The 20,191-nt window shown below is 51.7% G+C and carries 18 protein-coding genes and 1 pseudogene; 5 read left to right on the forward strand and 14 right to left on the reverse strand.

Going from position 1 to position 20,191, the window contains the following annotated elements:
- Window positions 1–47: 47 nt before the first annotated feature.
- From panD to dksA, 9 genes are all read right to left on the reverse strand, one after another.
- Complete coding sequence (gene panD / locus WG929_RS00185) at window positions 48–428, reverse strand: aspartate 1-decarboxylase (protein WP_416204393.1); 381 nt, start codon at window positions 426–428, stop codon at window positions 48–50.
- A gap of 117 nt (window positions 429–545) precedes the next feature.
- The gene (gene panC / locus WG929_RS00190; RefSeq protein WP_416204394.1) at window positions 546–1,433 is read right to left on the reverse strand and encodes a pantoate--beta-alanine ligase; all 888 of its coding nucleotides are present in this window, start codon (window positions 1,431–1,433) and stop codon (window positions 546–548) included.
- Window positions 1,433–2,239, reverse strand: coding sequence for a 3-methyl-2-oxobutanoate hydroxymethyltransferase (gene panB, locus WG929_RS00195; RefSeq protein ID WP_369855300.1), 807 nt, complete (start codon window positions 2,237–2,239; stop codon window positions 1,433–1,435). Before panB ends, panC begins: the two co-directional genes overlap by 1 nt.
- Window positions 2,240–2,405: 166 nt before the next feature.
- A complete protein-coding gene (gene folK / locus WG929_RS00200) occupies window positions 2,406–2,942 on the reverse strand; it encodes a 2-amino-4-hydroxy-6-hydroxymethyldihydropteridine diphosphokinase (RefSeq protein WP_369855299.1) in 537 nt (178 codons plus the stop codon).
- Window positions 2,939–4,270, reverse strand: a complete 1,332-nt coding sequence (gene pcnB / locus WG929_RS00205) for a polynucleotide adenylyltransferase PcnB (protein WP_369858077.1) — start codon at window positions 4,268–4,270, stop codon at window positions 2,939–2,941. Before pcnB ends, folK begins: the two co-directional genes overlap by 4 nt.
- A 1,994-nt stretch (window positions 4,271–6,264) precedes the next feature.
- Window positions 6,265–7,668 (reverse strand): sigma-54-dependent transcriptional regulator, encoded by a 1,404-nt coding sequence (locus WG929_RS00210; protein ID WP_416204395.1) that lies wholly within the window; start codon window positions 7,666–7,668, stop codon window positions 6,265–6,267.
- Window positions 7,665–10,586, reverse strand: a complete 2,922-nt coding sequence (locus tag WG929_RS00215; RefSeq protein WP_369855297.1) for an ATP-binding protein — start codon at window positions 10,584–10,586, stop codon at window positions 7,665–7,667. The genes WG929_RS00210 and WG929_RS00215 overlap by 4 nt, the downstream gene beginning before the upstream one ends.
- 96 nt (window positions 10,587–10,682) lie before the next feature.
- On the reverse strand, window positions 10,683–11,651 hold the full coding sequence (gene gluQRS, locus WG929_RS00220; protein WP_416204396.1) for a tRNA glutamyl-Q(34) synthetase GluQRS: 969 nt from the start codon (window positions 11,649–11,651) through the stop codon (window positions 10,683–10,685).
- A gap of 56 nt (window positions 11,652–11,707) precedes the next feature.
- Window positions 11,708–12,142 carry an RNA polymerase-binding protein DksA gene (dksA, locus tag WG929_RS00225; RefSeq protein ID WP_369855295.1) on the reverse strand — a complete coding sequence of 145 codons (435 nt, stop codon included), beginning with the start codon at window positions 12,140–12,142 and terminating at the stop codon, window positions 11,708–11,710.
- Window positions 12,143–12,401: 259 nt separating this feature from the next.
- Here dksA and WG929_RS00230 point away from each other — a divergent pair, with 259 nt between their 5' ends.
- The 3 genes from WG929_RS00230 (at window position 12,402) to WG929_RS00240 (ending at window position 15,228) form a co-directional block, all read left to right on the forward strand.
- Complete coding sequence (locus WG929_RS00230) at window positions 12,402–13,604, forward strand: pyridoxal phosphate-dependent aminotransferase (RefSeq protein ID WP_369855294.1); 1,203 nt, start codon at window positions 12,402–12,404, stop codon at window positions 13,602–13,604.
- Window positions 13,601–14,359 carry a DNA/RNA nuclease SfsA gene (gene sfsA / locus WG929_RS00235; protein ID WP_416204397.1) on the forward strand — a complete coding sequence of 253 codons (759 nt, stop codon included), beginning with the start codon at window positions 13,601–13,603 and terminating at the stop codon, window positions 14,357–14,359. The genes WG929_RS00230 and sfsA overlap by 4 nt, the downstream gene beginning before the upstream one ends.
- 119 nt (window positions 14,360–14,478) lie before the next feature.
- On the forward strand, window positions 14,479–15,228 hold the full coding sequence (locus tag WG929_RS00240; RefSeq protein ID WP_416204398.1) for a transposase: 750 nt from the start codon (window positions 14,479–14,481) through the stop codon (window positions 15,226–15,228).
- 25 nt (window positions 15,229–15,253) lie between these two features.
- Here WG929_RS00240 and WG929_RS00245 read toward each other — a convergent pair whose 3' ends face one another.
- Both WG929_RS00245 and WG929_RS00250 read right to left on the reverse strand, forming a co-directional pair.
- Window positions 15,254–15,730 (reverse strand): tyrosine-type recombinase/integrase, encoded by a 477-nt coding sequence (locus WG929_RS00245; RefSeq protein ID WP_416204605.1) that lies wholly within the window; start codon window positions 15,728–15,730, stop codon window positions 15,254–15,256.
- Window positions 15,731–15,874: 144 nt separating this feature from the next.
- Window positions 15,875–16,080 (reverse strand): annotated as a pseudogene (locus tag WG929_RS00250) (phage integrase N-terminal SAM-like domain-containing protein); the annotation flags it as partial.
- Window positions 16,081–16,421: 341 nt separating this feature from the next.
- Here WG929_RS00250 and WG929_RS00255 point away from each other — a divergent pair.
- A complete protein-coding gene (locus WG929_RS00255; RefSeq protein WP_416204399.1) occupies window positions 16,422–17,867 on the forward strand; it encodes a P-loop ATPase, Sll1717 family in 1,446 nt (481 codons plus the stop codon).
- A gap of 37 nt (window positions 17,868–17,904) precedes the next feature.
- On the opposite strand, the gene WG929_RS00260 is transcribed toward WG929_RS00255, so the two are convergent.
- From WG929_RS00260 to WG929_RS00270, 3 genes are all read right to left on the reverse strand, one after another.
- On the reverse strand, window positions 17,905–18,867 hold the full coding sequence (locus WG929_RS00260; RefSeq protein ID WP_416204400.1) for an IS30 family transposase: 963 nt from the start codon (window positions 18,865–18,867) through the stop codon (window positions 17,905–17,907).
- A gap of 181 nt (window positions 18,868–19,048) precedes the next feature.
- Window positions 19,049–19,318, reverse strand: coding sequence for a Txe/YoeB family addiction module toxin (locus WG929_RS00265; RefSeq protein ID WP_416204401.1), 270 nt, complete (start codon window positions 19,316–19,318; stop codon window positions 19,049–19,051).
- Window positions 19,299–19,670 (reverse strand): type II toxin-antitoxin system Phd/YefM family antitoxin, encoded by a 372-nt coding sequence (locus tag WG929_RS00270; protein ID WP_416204402.1) that lies wholly within the window; start codon window positions 19,668–19,670, stop codon window positions 19,299–19,301. The genes WG929_RS00265 and WG929_RS00270 overlap by 20 nt, the downstream gene beginning before the upstream one ends.
- A 153-nt stretch (window positions 19,671–19,823) precedes the next feature.
- On the opposite strand from WG929_RS00270, the gene WG929_RS00275 reads away from it, so the two are divergent.
- Entirely contained in the window at window positions 19,824–20,156 is a 333-nt protein-coding gene (locus tag WG929_RS00275) for a DMT family transporter (protein WP_416204403.1), read from the forward strand.
- Window positions 20,157–20,191 lie beyond the last annotated feature (35 nt).

Raw genomic sequence — 20,191 nt, forward strand, 5'->3', positions numbered from 1 at the left:
TAGGGATAGGGGAAGAATCGGCCACCACGGGGTGGTGGCCGGACAGGTCAGGCAACCTGTACAGGAATATCGAAGCTGGTATGACTGACGGTGTTATCGGCGTTGATGTACACCATTTTGGGTTTGAACGTTGCCAGTTCACTTTCATCGTAATTGCCAAAGGCACAGATGATGATCCGGTCGCCAACACCGGCAAGGCGGGCCGCTGCACCATTGACCGAAATCATGCCAGAGCCGTCTTCGGCGCGGATGATATAGGTGGTGAAACGGTTTCCGTTGTCGATGTTGTAGATCTGGATCTGTTCAAATTCACGCATACCCGCGAGATCCAACAGTGAACCGTCGATGGCGCAAGAACCTTCATAATCAAGCACGGAGTGTGTAACACGAGCCTGATGAAGTTTGGCTTTCAGCATAATGGATTGCATGGTAACCCCTTGTTTGTACTGCGGTTCGGCGTACTCATCAAGACGCCGATACCGGGGATTTCCCTCGTCTGATCGAACAATAATTATACGACCAACGGAAGGGGGCGAGAGTATGCCCTAATCAAAATCTGTATTCAACGACACCAAAATATTATCGATAAGTCGGGCCTTACCGAGTAGCGCTGCTGCCAGAATGACAATTCTGGCCGTTTTGGTCAGCTCGGTGGTGTCGAGTTCCGCCAATGTGTCGGCATGACGGATCTCGATATAGTCTTTGGTGAAGCCGTATTGCTGCAGTTCATCGTCGGCATTGGCCAGCAAGGTGGGTAATGCTTCGCCCGCCTGCAGGCCCTGTGCAATCCGTGTCAGGGTGCGGTAAAGCGCTGGCGCAGCCTGTCGTTCTGCATCGCTCAGGTAGCCGTTCCGTGAACTCAGGGCGAGGCCGTCGTCGGCTCTGGCGGTGGGCACGGGCACCAGTGCGACGGGCATGTTCAGGTCATTGATCATCTTGCGAATCACCGCAACCTGCTGGAAATCTTTCTCGCCAAAAAAGGCCAGATCGGGTTGGACCATATTAAAAAGTTTGGCCACTACCGTTGCGACACCATCAAAGTGGCCAGGACGACTGCCGCCGCATAACCCGGCAGATACGCCAGGAACCTGCACGCTGGTGTGAAGCGTCTGCCCTTGTGGATACATCTCGACCACATTCGGAGCAAACAGCAGATCGCAACGGGCATCGACCAGTTGCTGACGATCTGCTTCCAGAGTGCGCGGATAACGTTCCAGATCGGCGGGGTCGTTGAACTGTAATGGATTGACAAAAATGCTGGCGACGACAAAACAGCCACGGTCGCGGGCGGCGTCAATCAGGCTGATATGACCCCGGTGCAGGTTGCCCATGGTGGGCACAAAGCCAATCTTGCGGCCTGACGCCTTGGCGGCCCGTACCTGCTCGCGCAGGGCGGTAACGGTATGTACGGTGATCATTGAAGTACTGGGCATCAGGCGAACTCGTGTTCCGGGCCGGGGAAAGTACGTGCCTTGACTTCGTCATTGTAGGCCGCCAGAGCTTCATTCACGGTACGCCCTGAAGTGGCAAAGTTTTTGACAAATTTCGGCACATGGTTGGGGTTCAGCCCCAGCATGTCGTGCATCACCAGAACCTGGGAATCGGTTGCGGCACCGGCACCAATACCGATAACCGGTACCGTCACGGCGGCGGTGATACGTTGGCCCAGATCAGCAGGAACGCATTCCAGCAGAATCATGTCAGCACCGGCCTCGACCAGCGCCACCGCTGCATCCACCATGGTGTCAGCATGGGACTGATCACGGCCCTGTACTCGATAACCTCCGAGCTTGTTGACCGATTGTGGGGTCAGTCCCAAATGAGCACAGACTGGAACGCCCTGTTGCGCCAGGCTGGTTACCAGCGGCACCAGCCATCGGTCACCTTCCACTTTGACCATATGCGCACCGGCCTGCATCACCTCTCGGGCGCTAGCCAGTCCTTGCTCCAGGGTGCCATAGCTCATAAATGGCAGGTCGGTCATGATCAGCGCCGGGCGTTGTGCCCGGCGGTTGCCATTGGCCACGCAGCGGGTGTGATAAACCATATCAGCCAGAGTGACTGGCAGGGTGCTGTCTTGCCCTTGCAATACCATGCCAAGGGAGTCCCCGACCAGCAGAGCTTCAATGCCTGCATCGGCGGCCAGTTGTGCGAGGGTCGCGTCGTAGGCGGTTATCACAGCAAACGTCTGTTGCTGTGACTTGTACGCCTGTAGTGAGCGAATTGTTACTGGATTCATCTGCTACTCCCGTGTGGACAAGCCACTTTCAGGTCGCTAATGGTGCGGATTGGTGAGCATAAGTCAATATTGCCCGAACAATTTTCGTTGGCAGGCAAGGGTGACTCGATCCTGCTGCACATTTTTTGACGGGTAGGCTACTCAAGGGTCGTCCAGGAATACATAATCAGGAGTCCACCGCAGGGGCTTGCGGCAGCAGCTCCAGACGTGTTGGTGTGGGGATGGTTATGAGTTCGTCTTGTCCGGCCAGTGTACTTAATATCGCATGGACGGGAGTGCCATCAGGAAGATGACAATCAGGAACCAGCTCGGCCAACGGCTGAATAACAAACAGGCGGTTGCACATTTCGACATGGGGAACCGTCAGGCGTGGGTGTTGGATTGGCTGATTGGCGTACAGCAGAAGATCGAGATCCAGAGTGCGCTCACCCCAGCGCCGTAATCGTACACGGCCCTGATGTTGTTCGATGGCTTGTAACTGATCGAGCAAGTCCAGTGGTGCGAGGGTAGTGCTTATTTGGGCAACCGCATTGACATAATCCGGTTGGTCTTGCGGCCCTACTGGCTTGCTGCGGTAAAATGACGACCAGCCGGTCAGTTTGATACCAGGGGTGCTGTTCAGAGCAAGCAGTGCCTGCCGCAGTTGCTGATCGGGCTGGTCAAGATTAGCACCCAGCCCCAGATAGCAAGTGACCGCTGTCATGGACGGCGGGGAGCGTTACTGCGACGACGGCGTTTACGTGGGGGGTCATCCCGATAGGCCTGGCGTGACGAGTCGGGCACGCCTTCACGCTTTTGCAAGTCAGTCCACCAGTCACCCACGCCTTGCAGGTCTTCACCAGACTGTTCACGCAGCAGCAGAAAATCATAAGCTGCGCGGAAACGCGGGTGTTCCAGCAGTTCTTTGGCCTTGCGGCTTTGAATTTTGGGCAGACGTAACTGCAGTTCCCAGATTTCGCGCATCGGAATAGAGAAACGCTTGGGAATAGCTGTGTGGCGAATTTGCTGGGACAGAATCCGGTCGGCGGCTTTTTGTAACGCCGGGTGTGGTGCCAGTCCGGAATCTTCAAATTCCTTTTGCATTCTGACCAGTGCTGGCCAAAGCAGCGCGGCAAGGAAAAAATACGGCGTGACGGATTTACCTGCCTGAATGCGCAAGTCGGTGTTACGCATGGTGTTTTCGGCAATGTTACGAGCCAGTTCTTCGGCTTGCAGACACTGTTCTGTTGCCGGAAAAATATGCCCCAGCAAACCGTATTCACGCAGTAATTGCAGGGTGACCAGTGCCTTGCCTGCCAGGAACAGTTTCAGCAACTCATCAAACAGTCGCGCAGCCGGTATTTGTTCCAGCAAGGGTGCCAGCATGGGGATCGGTGCCGCGGTGGCAGGTTCCAGCGAAAAATCGAGTTTCCCCATAAATCGGATCGCCCGCAGCATCCGCACCGGATCTTCTCGGTAGCGCGTTTCCGGGTCACCGATCAGGCGTAACTGGCGATGTTGCAAGTCATCCCAGCCCCCGGCGTAGGAATAGACACTGAAATCCGCAATGTTGTAATACAGCGCATTGACGGTGAAGTCGCGCCGCAAAGCGTCTTCTTCACGGTTGCCGAAGACGTTATCCCGCAGAATCATGCCCTGATCGCCGGTCGAGGCGACTTTACTGGAGTGCTCATCGGTCGGTGGTGCGCGGAACGTCGCAACTTCGATCACTTCCCGGCCGAACACCACATGCACCAGCTTGAACCGGCGTCCAATCAGGCGGGAATTACGAAATAGCTGATTGACTTGCTCCGGGGTGGCGTCGGTCGCGACGTCAAAATCCTTGGGGGAGAGGCCGAGCAGAGTGTCTCGGACACCGCCGCCGACCAGCAGGGCTTCGTGACCGGCGTTATGCAGTCGATACAATACCTTCAGTGCCGCATCGCTGATCTGGCTACGGCTGATGCTGTGATCATCGCGGCTGATAATACGCAGGTTGGCGGAAGGCGCGGCGTTGGCAACAACGTCGTCGGACTGAAGGATGTTTTTGATAAAATTGGTTAGGCGCTTCACTGATGCTCAGTTTGGTTACTCGCAACGAAGGGCGGAGTTTAGCAGTGTCCGCAACAATTGATAAATCAATCCGTCCGACAGGCAATAAAAAAGCCGCACAATGGCGGCTTTTACTGGGAGGCCCTTATTTTTATTCTTCTTGTGTCCCTCAACACTCGGACTGGGTATCCGCTCTTTTGAATATTCAGTATCGCCTGTTGTTATTTTTATCAGCGAGACCAGTCATTCGAAACAGCCGATGGGGCGCCTCTCTTGTTATTTTTGTTGTCGAGAGTTGCCGCTGCAGATGGAAGTTATTTTTATTGTCATCTGCGTGAAGTGCCTTGCTTGTTATTTTTATTGTTTGCTGCGCTTCATGATCTTACTAAAGCAGGTGCTGTGCCAACTATTTAAAGTCATTTAAAAACAATGAGTTATGAGTTTTTTAAGGATTTTTATGAGGTGTGCTGGCCCAGATTGTTACCCGCTTTCGAGGTCTTAGGTAACAGAGTGTGTGCGAGGTAACACTTTGAGCCAAAGGGGATTTTTTGAGCCATAAATGTACCTGAATGAAAAGACTTTTTTTGCCTGTGTGAATGTTTTGGTCTACCGACTGTCGTGAAGCTGGCTGTGTGGTAATTGCGGACGCCAGCGGGCAAAACAGACCTGGCGATGCAACAGAGTGAACCGCCAGGAGTGTGCTCAATATGCCAATAGCCCACAGATAGGAGCAGGCGTGGTTTGAGACAACGAAACTGAACTGAGATGTTGGCATGGGCTGCTGGATGCATCGGGTATCCATCATTTCTGACGGAGCGGACGAGAAATCCAGCACTAACGCTTGGTAGGTAGCTGGCGTTTGGATGCTGGTCTGCAAGGAGGCGTTGGCAGAGCGCCAGAAAGAACAAACCCCGCCACCTTTGCAGGTGCGGGGTTTGTGAGAGCACGGACTGTTTCTTGTTTGACACTCGATCACCGGTATTTATTTTTATTGTCGGTGATTGGCTGAGTCCACATTATTATTTTTATTGTGTGTTTCAGCTCTTGTTCTTGAACAGGATAAAGCGAGTACTGTGCCACTTTTTTAAAACTCTTTAATATCAATGGGTTGTATTCTTTGATTTGAATTTTTCTGGTCAATGTCAGATATTTGTTACCTTGATAGCGGGGTGAGGGGTAACACTTTGGCGATGGCGTAACACTTGGGTAGCACTTCTTTGGGGGGAGCAGTCTGGGTAGTGAGGAGTATTTTGGGCAGCCTGTATGTCGCAGAAAAATTGGCCCATGCGAGGGTAATAGCGGGGAGGTGTCATTCAAGGCTGGAGGATGTGTGGTGGCTGGCCATGAGATTGATGAGATTGTACGGTCACATTGCTGACATTGGATTTGCTATCTGATTTCGATATCAACCCGACTCTGCCAGTCCGTTCTGCCAGTAAAAATGCCCAGAAAGAACAAACCCCGCCACCTTTTCAGGTGCGGGGTTCGCGAGAGAGTATGACTTCTTCTTGTTCTGACACTCGTGCACCGACACTTGTTTTTATTTTCGGTGTAAGGCTGATGATCACATTGTTGTTTTTGTTTGGCGTGATACCCGCTCTTTTTGTTGCAGTAGTTAAAGCCAGTTACGTGCCAAGGTGGGACTTTTGTTTTTTTGTTTATTTTTATCGTTTTTAATCAATGACTTAGTATTTATTCCTGGCTGTGGCTATTGGTTCAGGCGGGTGTATTGCTGGCTGGGGTATTGGAGTGTTACCTATTGTGTTACCTCGGGTAGCGTATGAAATAGGTTGCTCGGGGTAGTGGGGTAACACTCAGGTTGGCCAATAGGATGTTCGAGGTACGCGGCTCGAAGTCGTACGACCAGAGAAGTAGCCGATGTAGTTGGTGGGTACTGGATGCGGGAGTTACAAGCAGGTGTTTGCCGTTCGGGTAACAATGCCCGAACGGTGGTTTTGCGGCTGAATTGAGATCGGTTGAAGCGTGTACAGGGTTTATTTTTTCTTGCGCGGAATGCCCAGACGCTGGCGTCGCTCCCACAGGCTCTTGCGTGAGATGCCCAGCTTGCGGGCAAGGTCGGTCTCGGTCATTTTGGCTTCGTTCTCCAGGACAAAATGCACAAAGTAGTCGTCGAGTGATAAATCGCCCTGGTCGCCATGTTCCGTGCGTTCGATGATGGCTGGGTTGTTGTTATTTTCAATCAGATTTTCACGCATGGCTGAGCTGATGTAGCGATCGGGCGACAAATCGATGCCGAGTAATTCAGCGCTGACGTAGCGGTCTTCTGCAAGGATCACCGCACGTTCAACAGCGTTTTCCAGTTCGCGGACGTTGCCTGGCCATTGATACTGTTTGATCGCCAATACGGCACCGCTGTCAAAACGCATGGGGGATTGCCCCATTTTTTCGCAGGCTCGCGTCAGCATGAAACTGGCCAGTTCGGTCACGTCGTCACCTCGGTCTCGTAATGGTGGTAACGTCAGTTCGACCACGTTCAGCCGGTAGTAGAGGTCTTCGCGAAACTCTCCACAGGCTGCCATTTCCTTGAGGTTGCGGTGAGTTGCGGCAATCAGGCGTACATCGACTTTAATGCTTTGTACCGCGCCAACACGACGAATCTCACTTTCCTGTAACACCCGTAACAGCCGTGCTTGGGCTTCCAGTGGCAGTTCGCCAATTTCGTCGAGGAAGAGGGTGCCACCATTGGCGGCCTCTACCAGTCCTTGACGCTGGGTAGCTGCCCCTGTGAACGCGCCTTTTTCATGGCCAAACAGTTCGGATTCGAGCAGGGTTTCCGGGATGGCGGCGCAGTTGACGGAGATAAGCTGGGCGGTTGCCCGGCGACTTTGCTGATGCAGTGCCTTGGCGACCAGCTCTTTGCCGGTGCCGGATTCGCCATGAATCATCACGGTTGCATCCGTGGGAGCGACCTTGCTGATTTTACGAAACAGCACTTGCATGGTATCGCAACTGCCAATGATGCCGTTGTGCTTGGCGATATCCGTGGCGTTGCTGACGGGCAGGTCGGAGGCATTGCTTTCGGGGGGCAGTTGGGCCTTTTCGAGGATTGATTTGACGGCTTCAACCAGTTCGCCATGATCAAAGGGTTTGGCGATGTATTCGACCGCACCCATTTTCATGGCGTCCACCGCAGAGCGGAGGCTGGCGTAGCTGGTCATGATCAGCACTGGTGTCGTTCCGGCCAGTTCAATCAGATCGGTACCTTGGCCACCTGGCAGGCGTAGATCGGTAATCACCAGATCAAAGGCGCTCAGGTCGTATTCGCGGGCTGCATCAATACTGTCGAGGTCTGTTACTTCGTAGTGGTGACGCTGCAACAGTCTGCGTACAGATTGGCGAATAATAGCTTCGTCTTCGACGACCAGAATGCGACTCATAGATTTGTTTCCATCCTGTTCTCCGGCAGGTAACGCGGGAGACTGACTTTAACACAAGTACCGGCATTCCCGGTCACCGGACTGACGATCTGTACCTGGCCATAATGTTCTTCAATGATGCTGTACACCAGTGCCAGACCGAGGCCAGTGCCCTTGCCAACTTCCTTGGTGGTGAAGAAGGGTTCGAACACTTGTTCTAATGTATCAGGCGGAATGCCGTGACCCTGATCGGTCACTCTGACGGTGACCTGATGCATATCGGCCAGTGTATCGGCAATGACCTGTTGACCGGGTTGACTGGCATCACGGGCATTACTCAGCAGGTTGATAAATACCTGTACCAGACGTTGAGAGTCGCCAATGACCAGTAGCTCAGGGTCACTTTGATTGACGAATTCAATGTCCGGGCTGCGTTTGTTCAGGCGCAACAGCTGCATGGCATCTTCAAGGCAATGGTGCAGGTTGACTTCCTCGTTCTCGGTGGCGTGGTTACCCGCATGAGCGAAGTTCATCATGGATTGCAGAATGCGGCTGACGCGTTGGGTCTGCTCACGAATCTGGTGGGCAATCTGGTGCAGCTCGGGATTGTCAGTTTCGTATTCCATGCTCTGGGCGAGGCAGTCGATGCCGGTAATCGGGTTGCCAATTTCATGGGCGACGCCAGCCGCCAGGCGACCAATCGATGCCAGACGCTCGCTGTGAATCAATTCGCGCTCCAGTAGCTGGGTGTCGGTCTGGTCTTCGAGCAACAGCACAATCCCACCTGGCTGGCCATTGGCTGACTGAATAATGGATTTGTGTAAGGTGTACCAGCGGGGGCGGGCACCAATGTCGACCCGTTTTTTGTGCTCGTGTAATGTCGGCGTTTTGATAAAACGTCCAAGCAGATCGCCCCAGGGCGTTGGTAACTGGTGCAGCAAGGTGCCGGTGACCCGTTCGGCGGCCAGCCCGGTCAGTTCGACCATCACTTGATTCCACAACAGGATTTCACCATCTTCCGCCAGGGAACATGCGCCGATAGGCAGCCGTTCGAGGGTTTGGCGGTGGTAGCGGCGCAAGTGATCCAGCTCGCCTGCGATGCCTGAAAGCCGGTCATGAAAGCCTTCCAGTCGCTGTTCAATAATATAAATGTCGCTGCTTAGTTCGGTGCCTTCCTGCAGTGGTAAATAGCGCCGGATAATATCTTGTGCCACGGTTGGGCCGAGTAAAGCGGACAAATTGGCTTCCAACCGTACGCGCAAGCGACGCAGTTCGTGCGGTCGGTCTTCATAGCCGGGCAGGCCCAGATCCGTCAGCGCCTGGTGTACTTCGCGTTCGGCCATGTAGCGACCTAACGGGCGACTGAGAGCAAGGATGGCATCGTTGGAATTTTCAGCCTCCAGCAATTGCATGCTGGGACGTTGGGCGGCGATGACGCAGGCGTCGGCGGCGCTGAGTTCGGCATCGTCCGGCTTGCGGGTGAAGCTGATGATGACAAACAGCAGCAGGTTGCCCAGTACGCTGAGCAAGGCGGTACGATGCCAGTTGCTTTCATCGGGAATCATGAACCAGTGTTCCCAGCGGGAGCCAACCAGCAGCAGCGGTAGCAGCAGCCCCAATAACCAGATAGCCAGACCGGTACTCAAACCTGCAACAAAGCCCGTACGGCTGGCACCGCGCCAGTACAACAAGCCGAGAATACCGGGCAAAAACTGCATGGCTGCACCACAGGCAAGAATACCGAGGCGGTTGATGTCGAGTTTGTCGCCCATGAGCTGATAAAAAAGATACGACAGCGCGATCAATCCGAGGATTAATAACCGACGCGACCATAAGAGCCAGCGGTAAAAATCGTGTTTCGGGCTGGGTTTGTAATGAGGGAAAAGCAGGTGATTCAGCAACATCGCCGTAGTCGCCAGAGTCATCTGAATACTGACGCCAGTGGCAGCGGCCACGCCTCCCAGAAAAACCAGCAAGGTAATGGTTGGTGAGCCGGTTTCCAGCCCCAGGCCCAGCGCAAAATATTCAGTTGGCACCGTGATCTGATGAGACATCCCGGCCCAGAGCAGCGGCGGAATAGACAGGCTCAGTGCCAGTAAAATCAGTGGAAAGGCCCAGCTGGCCAGTCGCAGGGCGCGGTTGCTGACGTTTTCGGTAAAGGTGATATGGAACGTGTGAGGCATGGCAATGGCAATCGCCAGGCACATCACCAGTAGTGTCAGCCAAGGGCCATCAGGCGGGCCGGACGGACGACTGGCGAGGTAGTGGTGAATCGATAACATCCACTGATCGCCACCCGGTGATGCAGGAATAATCTCGGTCACTACCACGATAGTGGTGACGGCTGCAGCAACCAGCTTGAACAGCGATTCCAGCGCCAGTGAAAACACCAGGCCCTCGTGGTTTTCCCTTGGCGTCATTTGGCGGGCGCCAAACATAATGGTCAGCGTCAGCAGTATCATGGCAAAGCCGAGAGCCAGATTACTGACCGGCCATCCAGGGCTGAGAATATCGAGCGTGTCGGCCACCGCCTTGATTTGCAGGCTGAGTAACGGCACAACCACACACAGCATACAGATACTGACCAGCACGCCAGCCGCCTGGCTGCGGTAGCGGAACGCCAGCAGGTCGGCGAGAGAGTTGAGCTGGTAGCGGCGGGTGATGCGCAAGATTGGCCGTAACAAAATGGGTGTCAGCAGAAAGGCACCGGCAAGGCCCCCGAAGTAGGAAAAATAGCCATAGCCATAAAGTTGAGCCAGTGCCACGCTGCCGTAATAGCCCCAAGCGCTGGCAAAGACGCCCAGCGACAGCAGATAGATGATCGGCTGTTGTACCCAGCGGCGTGGTATCCAGCTGCGCTCCACGGCGTAGGCACTGAGATACAGCAGGGCCAGGTAACCAAGCAGAATCAGGCAGAGCAGGCTGAGGCTGAATGTCATCAAGCAGGTTCCTGGTCAGGGGCGGGTGACAGTTGCTGACTGGCAACACCGAGTGTGGCAAAAGGCGACAGGGTAGCATAAATCGGACACTGGCATTTATGACCGCAGGCCAGCCGGGCTGCGTTGAAACGAGACGGGTGCTGGCAGGCCGTGAATGCCATTGAGTGCTGCGGGCTGCCAATGCTGGATTGCCCACTGTAGTACGCTGGGATTACCTTCGTATTGCAGTGCCACCGGAGGGTGCTGGCGGAGCCAGTCTAACGCCAGCCATAGGGTTTGGCCGCTGGGATCCGGTTGTAAGGGCAGGGCCAGATTCTGCTTGCTGAGTTTCTGACCATTGGCTTCTGTCGCGACCGGAATATGCGCGTACTGTGGTGCGCTCCAATCGAACGCCTGATAGATTAGCAGTTGTCGTTGGGTTGAGTCGATCAGGTCGATGCCCCGCACAATTTGGTTGATACCCTGATCACGGTCATCCAGCACCACCGCCAGCTGATAAGACCAGAGCTGGTCGCGGCGGCGAATCACAAAATCACCGATATCGTTGGCAGGAGACAGGCAAACGCGGCCTTGCAGACGATCCTGAAAGCACAGCGGCGCGGAATTCGGATCAACCCGGAAACGCCAGGCGTAATCCTGACTCCGGTCTGGCGGGTTCAGGCAATGCCGAAGGTGCAGACGGCCTTGCAGTTGCTTGCGTGAACAACCACAGGGAAAGGCCACACCTTTGTCCGCCAGCTGTTGCAAACCGTGCTGATAGACCGCCTGGCGCTGGCTCTGATAACGCACGCTGCCGTCCCAGTTCAGGCCGTAGGCTTCCAGGGTGCTGAGAATATGGTGGCTGGCTCCCGGTTCTTCCCTGGGTGGGTCGAGATCTTCGATACGCAGCAGCCATTGGCCATTGGCGTGGCGAGCGTCGAGGTAACTGGCTAAGGCTGCGAGTAACGAACCAAAATGCAGTGGGCCGGTAGGCGACGGCGCAAAACGGCCAATATAACAACCGGGCTCTGGTTGTGAGCGAGCAGTCTGGAGAGCGTCAGAGAGAGCCGCTGTGGGAGTCGACATGAGGGTGGGAAGAAGGGCGCGGCGCGGGCAAAGGGCACCCGCACGGCACAACTGGATCAAACGCCCAGTTGCTTTTCCTTGATTTCTGCAAGGGTCTTGCAATCGATACACTGGTCGGCTGTCGGACGTGCTTCCAGACGACGAATACCAATTTCAACACCACAGGCTTCACAATAGCCGTAATCGCCCTTGTCGATCAGATCGAGTGTTTTTTCGATCTTCTTGATGAGCTTGCGCTCGCGGTCACGGGTACGCAGTTCGAGGTTGAATTCCTCTTCCTGGCTGGCGCGATCGTTAGGATCGGCATAGTTATTCAGCTCAGTCTGCATGTGCTCTTTGGTACGATCGACTTCCTCCATCAACTCTTGTTTCCATTTGCGCAGAATATTTGCGAAATGCTCGAGCTGGGTGTCATTCATGTACTCTTCAGTCGCGGACGCCTGGTAAGGAGTAAAGTCTGTCAGAGCGAATTCTTTTTTATCTTGCGGCATGGTGCTGCTGCCTCACCTGGTTAACGGGTTCTATCAACCGAACACTTGGCTTACCACGACAGCAAGGACCAGTGGCCTGATACCGGCATGTCCATGGGCGCCAAAAATAATAAGGCCGGCAAACTAGCAGATAACGGCGCGAGCGCCAACTATTTCATTGGGTTGATGCGGCCAACAGGCAAATAGACGGCTTGTAGAGCGACAATTTGTCGAATTGTCGGCTTCTGGCACAATGTTGGCCCGACGCAGGAGATTTTTTGTGGAACATTCATCTCGATCTATCCATCCGGCTACTGGTCAGGCCATGACTCGACGCAGCCGTGAAATATCCCCTTTTCAGGTCATGGAGATTCTGACCGAAGCCCAAACGCTGCAAGCTGCTGGCCAGGACATTATTCATCTGGAAGTGGGTGAGCCGGATTTCCCGACCCCGGCACCGATGATCGACGCCGCTTTCACGGCATTACGAGCTGGCAACACTGGCTATACCCCGGCGCTGGGTATGCCCGCCTTGCGTGAAAAAGTGGCGCATTGGTATCAGCAACGGTTCGGTATTTCGCTGTCTCCTGCCCGTATTATTCTGACGCCTGGTGCATCCGGGGCCTTGCTGCTGCTGGCCGCGTCGCGTTTGGGGCCAGGCGATCAGCTGATGCTGGCAGACCCTGGTTATCCCTGTAATCGCCATTTTGCCCGTTTGTTTGAAGCCTGTGGCCAGTTGATTCCCGCTGGGCCGCAGCAGCGTTATCAGCTAACACCAGCGTTGCTGGAGCAACATTGGTCACCGGCCACCCGAGCTGCGCTGGTGGCCAGCCCCGCCAACCCGACGGGTACCGTATTAAGCCTGCCAGAATTGTCCCAATTGGCCACTACAGCTGAACGGCTGGGAGGTGAGTTATGGGTGGACGAAATCTACCAGGGGCTGAACTATGGCTCAGAACCACAGAGTGTCTTGTCTGTTGCCGATAATGCCGTGGTGATTAACAGCTTCTCCAAATATTTCGGCATGACCGGCTGGCGGCTGGGTTGGGCGGTAGTACCGGAGCACTGGTTGCCGACGCTGGAAACACTGGCCCAGAATGTGTTTCTTGCGCCGCCAACACCGGCACAGCACGCAGCCATGGCGGCCTTCGAGCCGGAAACCCTGGCGATTCTGGAGCAACGTCGGTCGATTCTTGCCGAACGCCGTGAGTATCTGCTCACGGCCTTGCCAGAACTGGGTTTTGTGGTGCCCGTGGCACCGGATGGGGCCTTGTATGTGTACGCAGATGCCAGCCGCTTTACCAACAATAGCCTTGAATTTTGTTTGCGCGCGTTACGTGAAACCGGCGTGGCGCTGACTCCGGGTATCGATTTTGGCGAGTATCAGGCCCAGACCCATATACGATTTGCCTTTACCGCCGATCTTGCTCGACTGAAACAGGCTGTCGAACGCCTGTCAGACTGGTTGGTAGCCATAACATGAAGTACTCATCGGCACTGATTCCGGGCCGCCTGATCAAACGTTACAAGCGCTTTCTGGCCGACATCGAACTGGATAACGGCGACGTCATTACTGCCCATTGTGCCAATACCGGTGCCATGACCGGCTGTGCCGACCCCGGTTGCCGGGTCTGGCTGTGGGACAGTGCCAACCCACAACGCAAGCTGCGCTACAGCTGGGAATGGACCGAAGTGGCGGGTCAGTACAAAGCCTGTATTAATACCGCCAGAGCCAATCAGCTGGTGGCCGAAATGCTGCAGCAACTCCCGAATACCGGTTGCTTGTCTGATCTGCTGGGTGGTTATACCCGAGTGCTGCGGGAGCCTAGGGTAGAAGATGGGCGATTGGATTTTTTGTTGCAGGGCGACGCTGTGCCAGATCTCTATATCGAGGTAAAAAGCCTGACGTTACGGCGTGAGGATCTCGCCGCCGGACTGGGTTGTTTCCCGGATGCCCGCACCGAGCGTGGGCTGAAACACTTGCGACGCTTGCAGCAATTACAGCAGCAAGGCCATCGTAGCCTGCTGCTGTTTTGCGTGGCGCTGGAGGGAGTAACGGCCGTTGCAGCGGCAGCTGATATTGATCCTGAGTACGCAAAAGCACTGGCAGAGGTTATTAATACTGGCGTTGACGTCATTGCACTGCCGGTACGTTTTGATGAAAAACAATCCAGCGTGAGCCTGTTGCCTGAAGGCAACATCGCTGTGCTTGCCGGTAATGTTGTCCTGAACGAGTGAAAACAGCCAGCGGACACTGTTTGTTTTGACGCCCGACATGTTTAGCAGGCTGTTGATTTTATCCTGATGCCTACTGGCTTTGGTAAAATACTCTTTTTCAATGAATTCTCGGACTCCCCATGCGTGGCGCTGACATTACTCAGGAGCCTCTGTTCACCACCATCAAACAGGATGAACGGGTTCCACACGATCACCCTTTACGATCCATCAAAACCCTGTTCGATCAGGCGCTCACCCACATCGATTGGAAACTCAGCCTGATCTATTCCGAGTGTGGGCGGGAGTCCATTCCTCCGGAGCGTTTATTGAGAGCCTTGCTGCTGCAAATCCTCTTCAGTATTCGCAGCGAACGGCAACTGGTCGAACAGATTCAGTACAACATGCTCTATCGCTGGTTTGTCGGCCTGAGCATTGATGAGCCGGTCTGGGATCATTCGACTTTCAGCGTCAATCGGGATCGCTTGATCCACCATGACGTCAGCGCCGAATTATTTGCCGAAGTGGTTGCCTCGGCCCAAAAACAACAGCTCCTGTCGAACGATCATTTCAGTGTCGATGGCACTCTGATGCAGGCTTGGGCTTCCCAAAAGAGTTTTCGGCTGAACCACCGTATCACGCCCCATGTTGCCCGCAATGACAAACGGCCCGGCGGCTCAGCGATCGATGGTCGAACCAGTCATAAAACGGGTTATGCTGCCAGCCAGATTGTGCGTAAACGGGTCGAAGAACCCTTCGGCTGGGGCAAGACCGTTGGCCACTTACGGCAGTTAAAAGTGAAGGGGCTGGCGAAGGTCAACAGCGCTCTTGAGATGACCATGATGGCCTACAACCTGGTGCGAATGGCAAAGTTACAGGGTCAATCCGTCTGATAATCCGATAGACAGGGATCGCCGTTCACATCCTCAACCGATCCATCGGACTTTCAGTGCCCGCAAAATGCTGGCCGATCACATGGGTATAGATCTGCGTGGTGGCAACATCCGTATGACCCAATAACTCTTGCACGGTACGAATATCCCGGCCCGCACGTAGCAACTCAGTAGCAAAACTATGCCTGAATGTATGACAGGCAACGCGTTTGTGGTTGAAGGCATTCGGATACTTTCTCCCCAGGGCATCTGGCAACGAGGGGCCAACACCCAGAGTATTATCAATTTTCTGAATTTCTATGGCACTGGCCATCGCTGCTTCAATTTCAGTCTGAAGCGATAAGGAGAGAATTGTCACCCGGTCCTTGTTTCCTTTGCCGCTGTGTACGGTCAGTGCTCGCCGAGAAAAATCGAAATCCTTGATTCTCAGCCGTAAACATTCAGAAATGCGCAAACCGGAGCCAAATAGCAGCGAAAATATCAGCCGATCCCGATTGTTCATCACGGCAAGAATTCGTCCGACCTCCTGCGATGAGATCACCACAGGCAATTTGGCAGGTTTATTGGCATGTTGAAAGCCCAGGTCGCCCAGAGGCAATTCCAGATACGTGTTATAGAGAACCGCCAACGCATTCAAGGCCAGCTTCTGAGTATTGACCGAGACACGACGATCATTCGCCAGAAACCCCAGAAACTGCACCACCTCAGCAGCCCCCATCTCTTTGGGATGTCTCCGCTTTTGGTAACGATAAAGAACCGAATCCAGTAAACATAGGTTTTCTCGGTTCGCAGGCTGTAGCCGCGGGTGCGCATAAAGCGGCGAATGTCATTGAGAAAGGGGCTGGAAGTCATTGATCACTCCTTGATCTGATGTGTATGCATATCCAGTATGATTGAAAGTTTGCCCAAATCAATGCGCGCTTTTTCAGAAGCCTTGCGCGCTTTCCCGGACGTTGTTATCGTTAAGGCATTGATACACGGAAATTTGTTGCGCAGGTTTACAGATTAATGCGCAAGGCACAAAGGAGTTAATGCGCATGCTCGCTTTCACAGAATGGACTGATCTGGAAATGGATTTTACTTCCTATTATTCAAGTAGTTACGGTGATTTCTCAGAAACCGGCTTGCCCAGAAACCGCGCATGCGCACTAATAAACTGTTAAAAGTTTTCAATTTCGAAGATCGAGGAATATATGGAATTCAATGAATATGAACTACAAAGGCTTTTTGGGCATGAAGCTGCAGAAGATGAAGATCCAGAGAGATTGAGGCAATACTATTTTAAAAACAAAACATATTCACAAGTTGTCAATGACTTACCTTTGAGGATTCTCGTCGGGCACAAAGGAATTGGAAAGTCAGCATTATTTCAGGTCGCGATAGATGAGGAGTCTTCAAAGAATAGGCTCACACTTCTTATAAAGCCTGATGACATTCTTGGTATTGCCGAAGATGCCACCGATTTTTTAAAGCTAATAAGAGACTGGAAAGCTGGTATAAATGAAATTATCGCAAGGAAGGCATTGACCTCGTTTGGTCTCCTTTATGAAGGATGGAGAGGAAAGCTAAATCAATATGGAGGCGCCGCTCTAGATTTTCTTTCATCGACATTGAAAGCAGAGAATACTGTAAATCTCTCTGCCTCTAAACAAGCTGTTCTAAAAGATTTTCTGTGCCACAATAAGATATCGGTGTACATCGATGATTTAGATAGAGGGTGGGAAGGTAGAAAAAGTGACATTCAAAGAATTTCAGCACTTTTGAATGCAATTCGAGATATATCAACAGAAAATAGGGGGATATATTTTCGAATAAGCTTGCGCTCTGATGTATATTATTTGGCAAGGACTTCAGATGAGTCTACTGACAAAACAGAAAGCTCAGTCATTTGGCACACTTGGTCAAATTACGAAATTCTTGTTCTTCTTGTTAAGAGAATAGAGAGTTACTTCGGTAGAGATGTAGATGAAGAAGAGCTCCTCAAGAAGCATCAGTGGGATATTTTTGGCTATTTAAATGAGATTATTGAAGAACGCTTTACAGGGAAAGGGCATTGGAATAATGCACCGATGTACAGAGTGCTAATGTCTCTAATTCGAAAGCGGCCACGAGATCTTGTCAAGTTGTTAACCCTTGCTGGTAGGGAAGCAAATCGTTTAGACGCTACAATAATATCTACAAACCATCTTGAGGCAGTATTTGAAGAATATTCACAGGGGCGTTTACAAGATACCTTTAACGAGTATCGATCGGAGTTTCCTCAAATTGAGAAATTAATTCTAGGTATGCGTCCATCAAAAATTCAACGAAAAGCATCGCAAGGTTACGTATATTCCACCGATGAATTACTTAAGAAAATTCGTGCGATAGAAGAGCAAGGAAAGTACAAGTGGGCTAATGGAAATACGGCAGACACAAAAGAGCTAGCGGCTTTCTTATATAAAATCAATTTCATCACCGCGAGGAAGAAGGTGGCTAATGGAATTGATCGTAAGTATTTTGAAGAAAATCGCTACCTATCAAACAAATTTACAGAGTTTGGCTATGATTGGGAGGTCCATCCGGCGTATAGGTGGGCGCTACAACCGGACGAGCCTCTTGCTATCTTTAACGAACTTGAGCTTAGCTCGGTAGAGTAACTCTCCTAGTATCAAGTTTGAAGCGCGACAATAGTCATTAGATTCCATAGTACATCTCCTCAGGGGTTTTGTAGTTAAACCGTTTTCTTGGTCGTGAATTCAGAGCAGCAGCAATGTTGTTACATTGCTGCTGAGTGATGTCTTTCATACTTTCAGTCTTAGGAAGATATTGCCGGATAAGGCCGTTAATATTTTCGTTGCTCCCTCTCTCCCAGGAATGGTAGGGAGTGGCGAAATAAAATACTGTGTCACACCGGTCTTCTATTTCCTTATATTGATGAAATTCAGTGCCGTTATCTGAGGTGATGGTTTTGAATGCATCAGGATCTCGATTGATTAGCCTGATTGTTTTTTTGTTTAACGACCGGGTTGACTTATCGTTAAGTTTTCCGATCATGACAAAGCCTGTTTTTCGTTCAAGTAACGTCACTATGCAGTGGCTGCTGCCTCGTCCATGAACGGTATCTATCTCCCAATGACCCATAGTTTTGCGGGTTTCTACGCTTGATGGACGTTCACTGATATGCCGTTTATTCGCGAGTCGACCACGGCTGTCATAGGCTTTGTAGCGCTTTCGCCGCTGCTTTGATGACTGGCGTAAGTGTAGCCAAAGATTCCCACCATTGGCTTTATCTCGCCAGATATACTGATAGATCGTCTCATGGCTCAAGCGTCGTCTCATCAAGCAATTACGGCGAATGTGACCAACTATTTGTTCAGGTGACCACTTTTGCTTCAGGAGCTTGCGTACAGTACTGAAATCACTATCAGAATAGTGTTTGTTTCTGCGAGATCGGCTGCGTCTTGCTCGCGTTCTTCGCTGTGCTTTTGACGGACGATAAGCCCCATCAGTGACGTAGCAACGATTACGCTGAAATTCCCGATACAGAGTCGAAGGATGACGCTTCATTATTTGAGCAATATTGCGCACAGATAGACCTTGCTGGGACAGGGTTGATAGCGTTATTCTTTCTTCATAGGTGAGCTGTTGATATTTCATGATGCTTTTCGACTTCTTGGCGGGAGTGAAAAACAGCAGATATTACAGCTCACCTTTCTATTTTTGAAAGGTGTCGCGGTTAGTATATGAATTCGGGTCTTTTAACAAACGCATGTTGTCGGACTGGTTTTCCGCTACGCTCCAAACCAGCCGCAAATGCGGGCGTTAGGGCTGCGCGCAGTTAATGGTCATCATAATGTCCACCAATGGCAAAAATATAAATAGAGTTATCGTCAAATTTATAAATTAATCGGTCTTTTTGAGAAATGCGTCTAGACCAAAATCCGGTGAGATTGTGTCGAAGTTGTTCTGGTTTTCCCGTGCCTTGGCTGGGATCTTCACGAAGCATTTCTTTTAAATGTTTGCAGAGAGCTTTGTATAGTTTTTTATCTTTTTCACGAAGCTCTTCATAGGTGATCCAGGTCCTACCTTCAAATACCAGTGATCTCATTTAGTTCCTCTCTGGTAGGGGTATAACCGGAGCCTTTATTGTGAGTTGCCATAGATTCAGCAATCTGTTTCATTAGGCTGTTGTTCTGTAGAACGTAGAGTGTTTCTTGCTCTCTCTCCCAGTCGTCGGCGCTCATTACTACGAATGCGTCACCGGCTCTTAGGGTAACTTTGAGCGGAGTGTGGTTTGTAACTACCTGTTCTACAAAGGTTTTTAGCTTATCTCTAAATTGGTTTACGCTTACTGTGTCCATATCTAATACCAAGTGTACGGAAATACGGTACAAATATAGCAGGTGGGCCCTAACAAGGCTATCAACCTGACGTCCAAAGCTCCGCTGGTCTTTGGGCATGGCCTGCGGCCATTTTAGCCCAAATCCAGCTCCACTTTGGCCGCAGGTTATAGCGGCGTTAGATGCTCACAGTAGTATGTAAATAACAAGACTGTTCTAAATTTTAAAATTCTTTAGAATCTCCCTTTAAATTTTTATAGTCGGAGAAATGAAATGAGAGAATGGTTGTTTTTATCTGTTGCAATTTTAGGAGAAGTAGCGGCAACTTCAGCATTAAAGGCTAGTGATGGGTTTTCAAAATTAACTCCTTCCGTTATTGTTATTGTTGGCTATGTCGTTGCATTTTATTTCTTATCTCTCGCATTAAAGTCTATTCCTATTGGCGTGGCTTATGCTGTGTGGGCCGGCCTTGGTGTAGTATTAGTGGCAATGGCAGCTTGGGTTATTTATGACCAAAAATTAGATTTAGCATCAATTATAGGGATGGGATTTATTGTTGTTGGGGTTATAATTTTAAATGTCTTTTCAAAATCGAATATCCATTAATATGCATCTAAAAAGTTGCTGCATCGGACGTGGTA

The sequence above is a fragment of the Oceanobacter antarcticus genome (genome assembly GCF_044962685.1).
GTDB classification, from domain to species: Bacteria; Pseudomonadota; Gammaproteobacteria; order Pseudomonadales; family Oceanobacteraceae; genus Oceanobacter; species Oceanobacter antarcticus.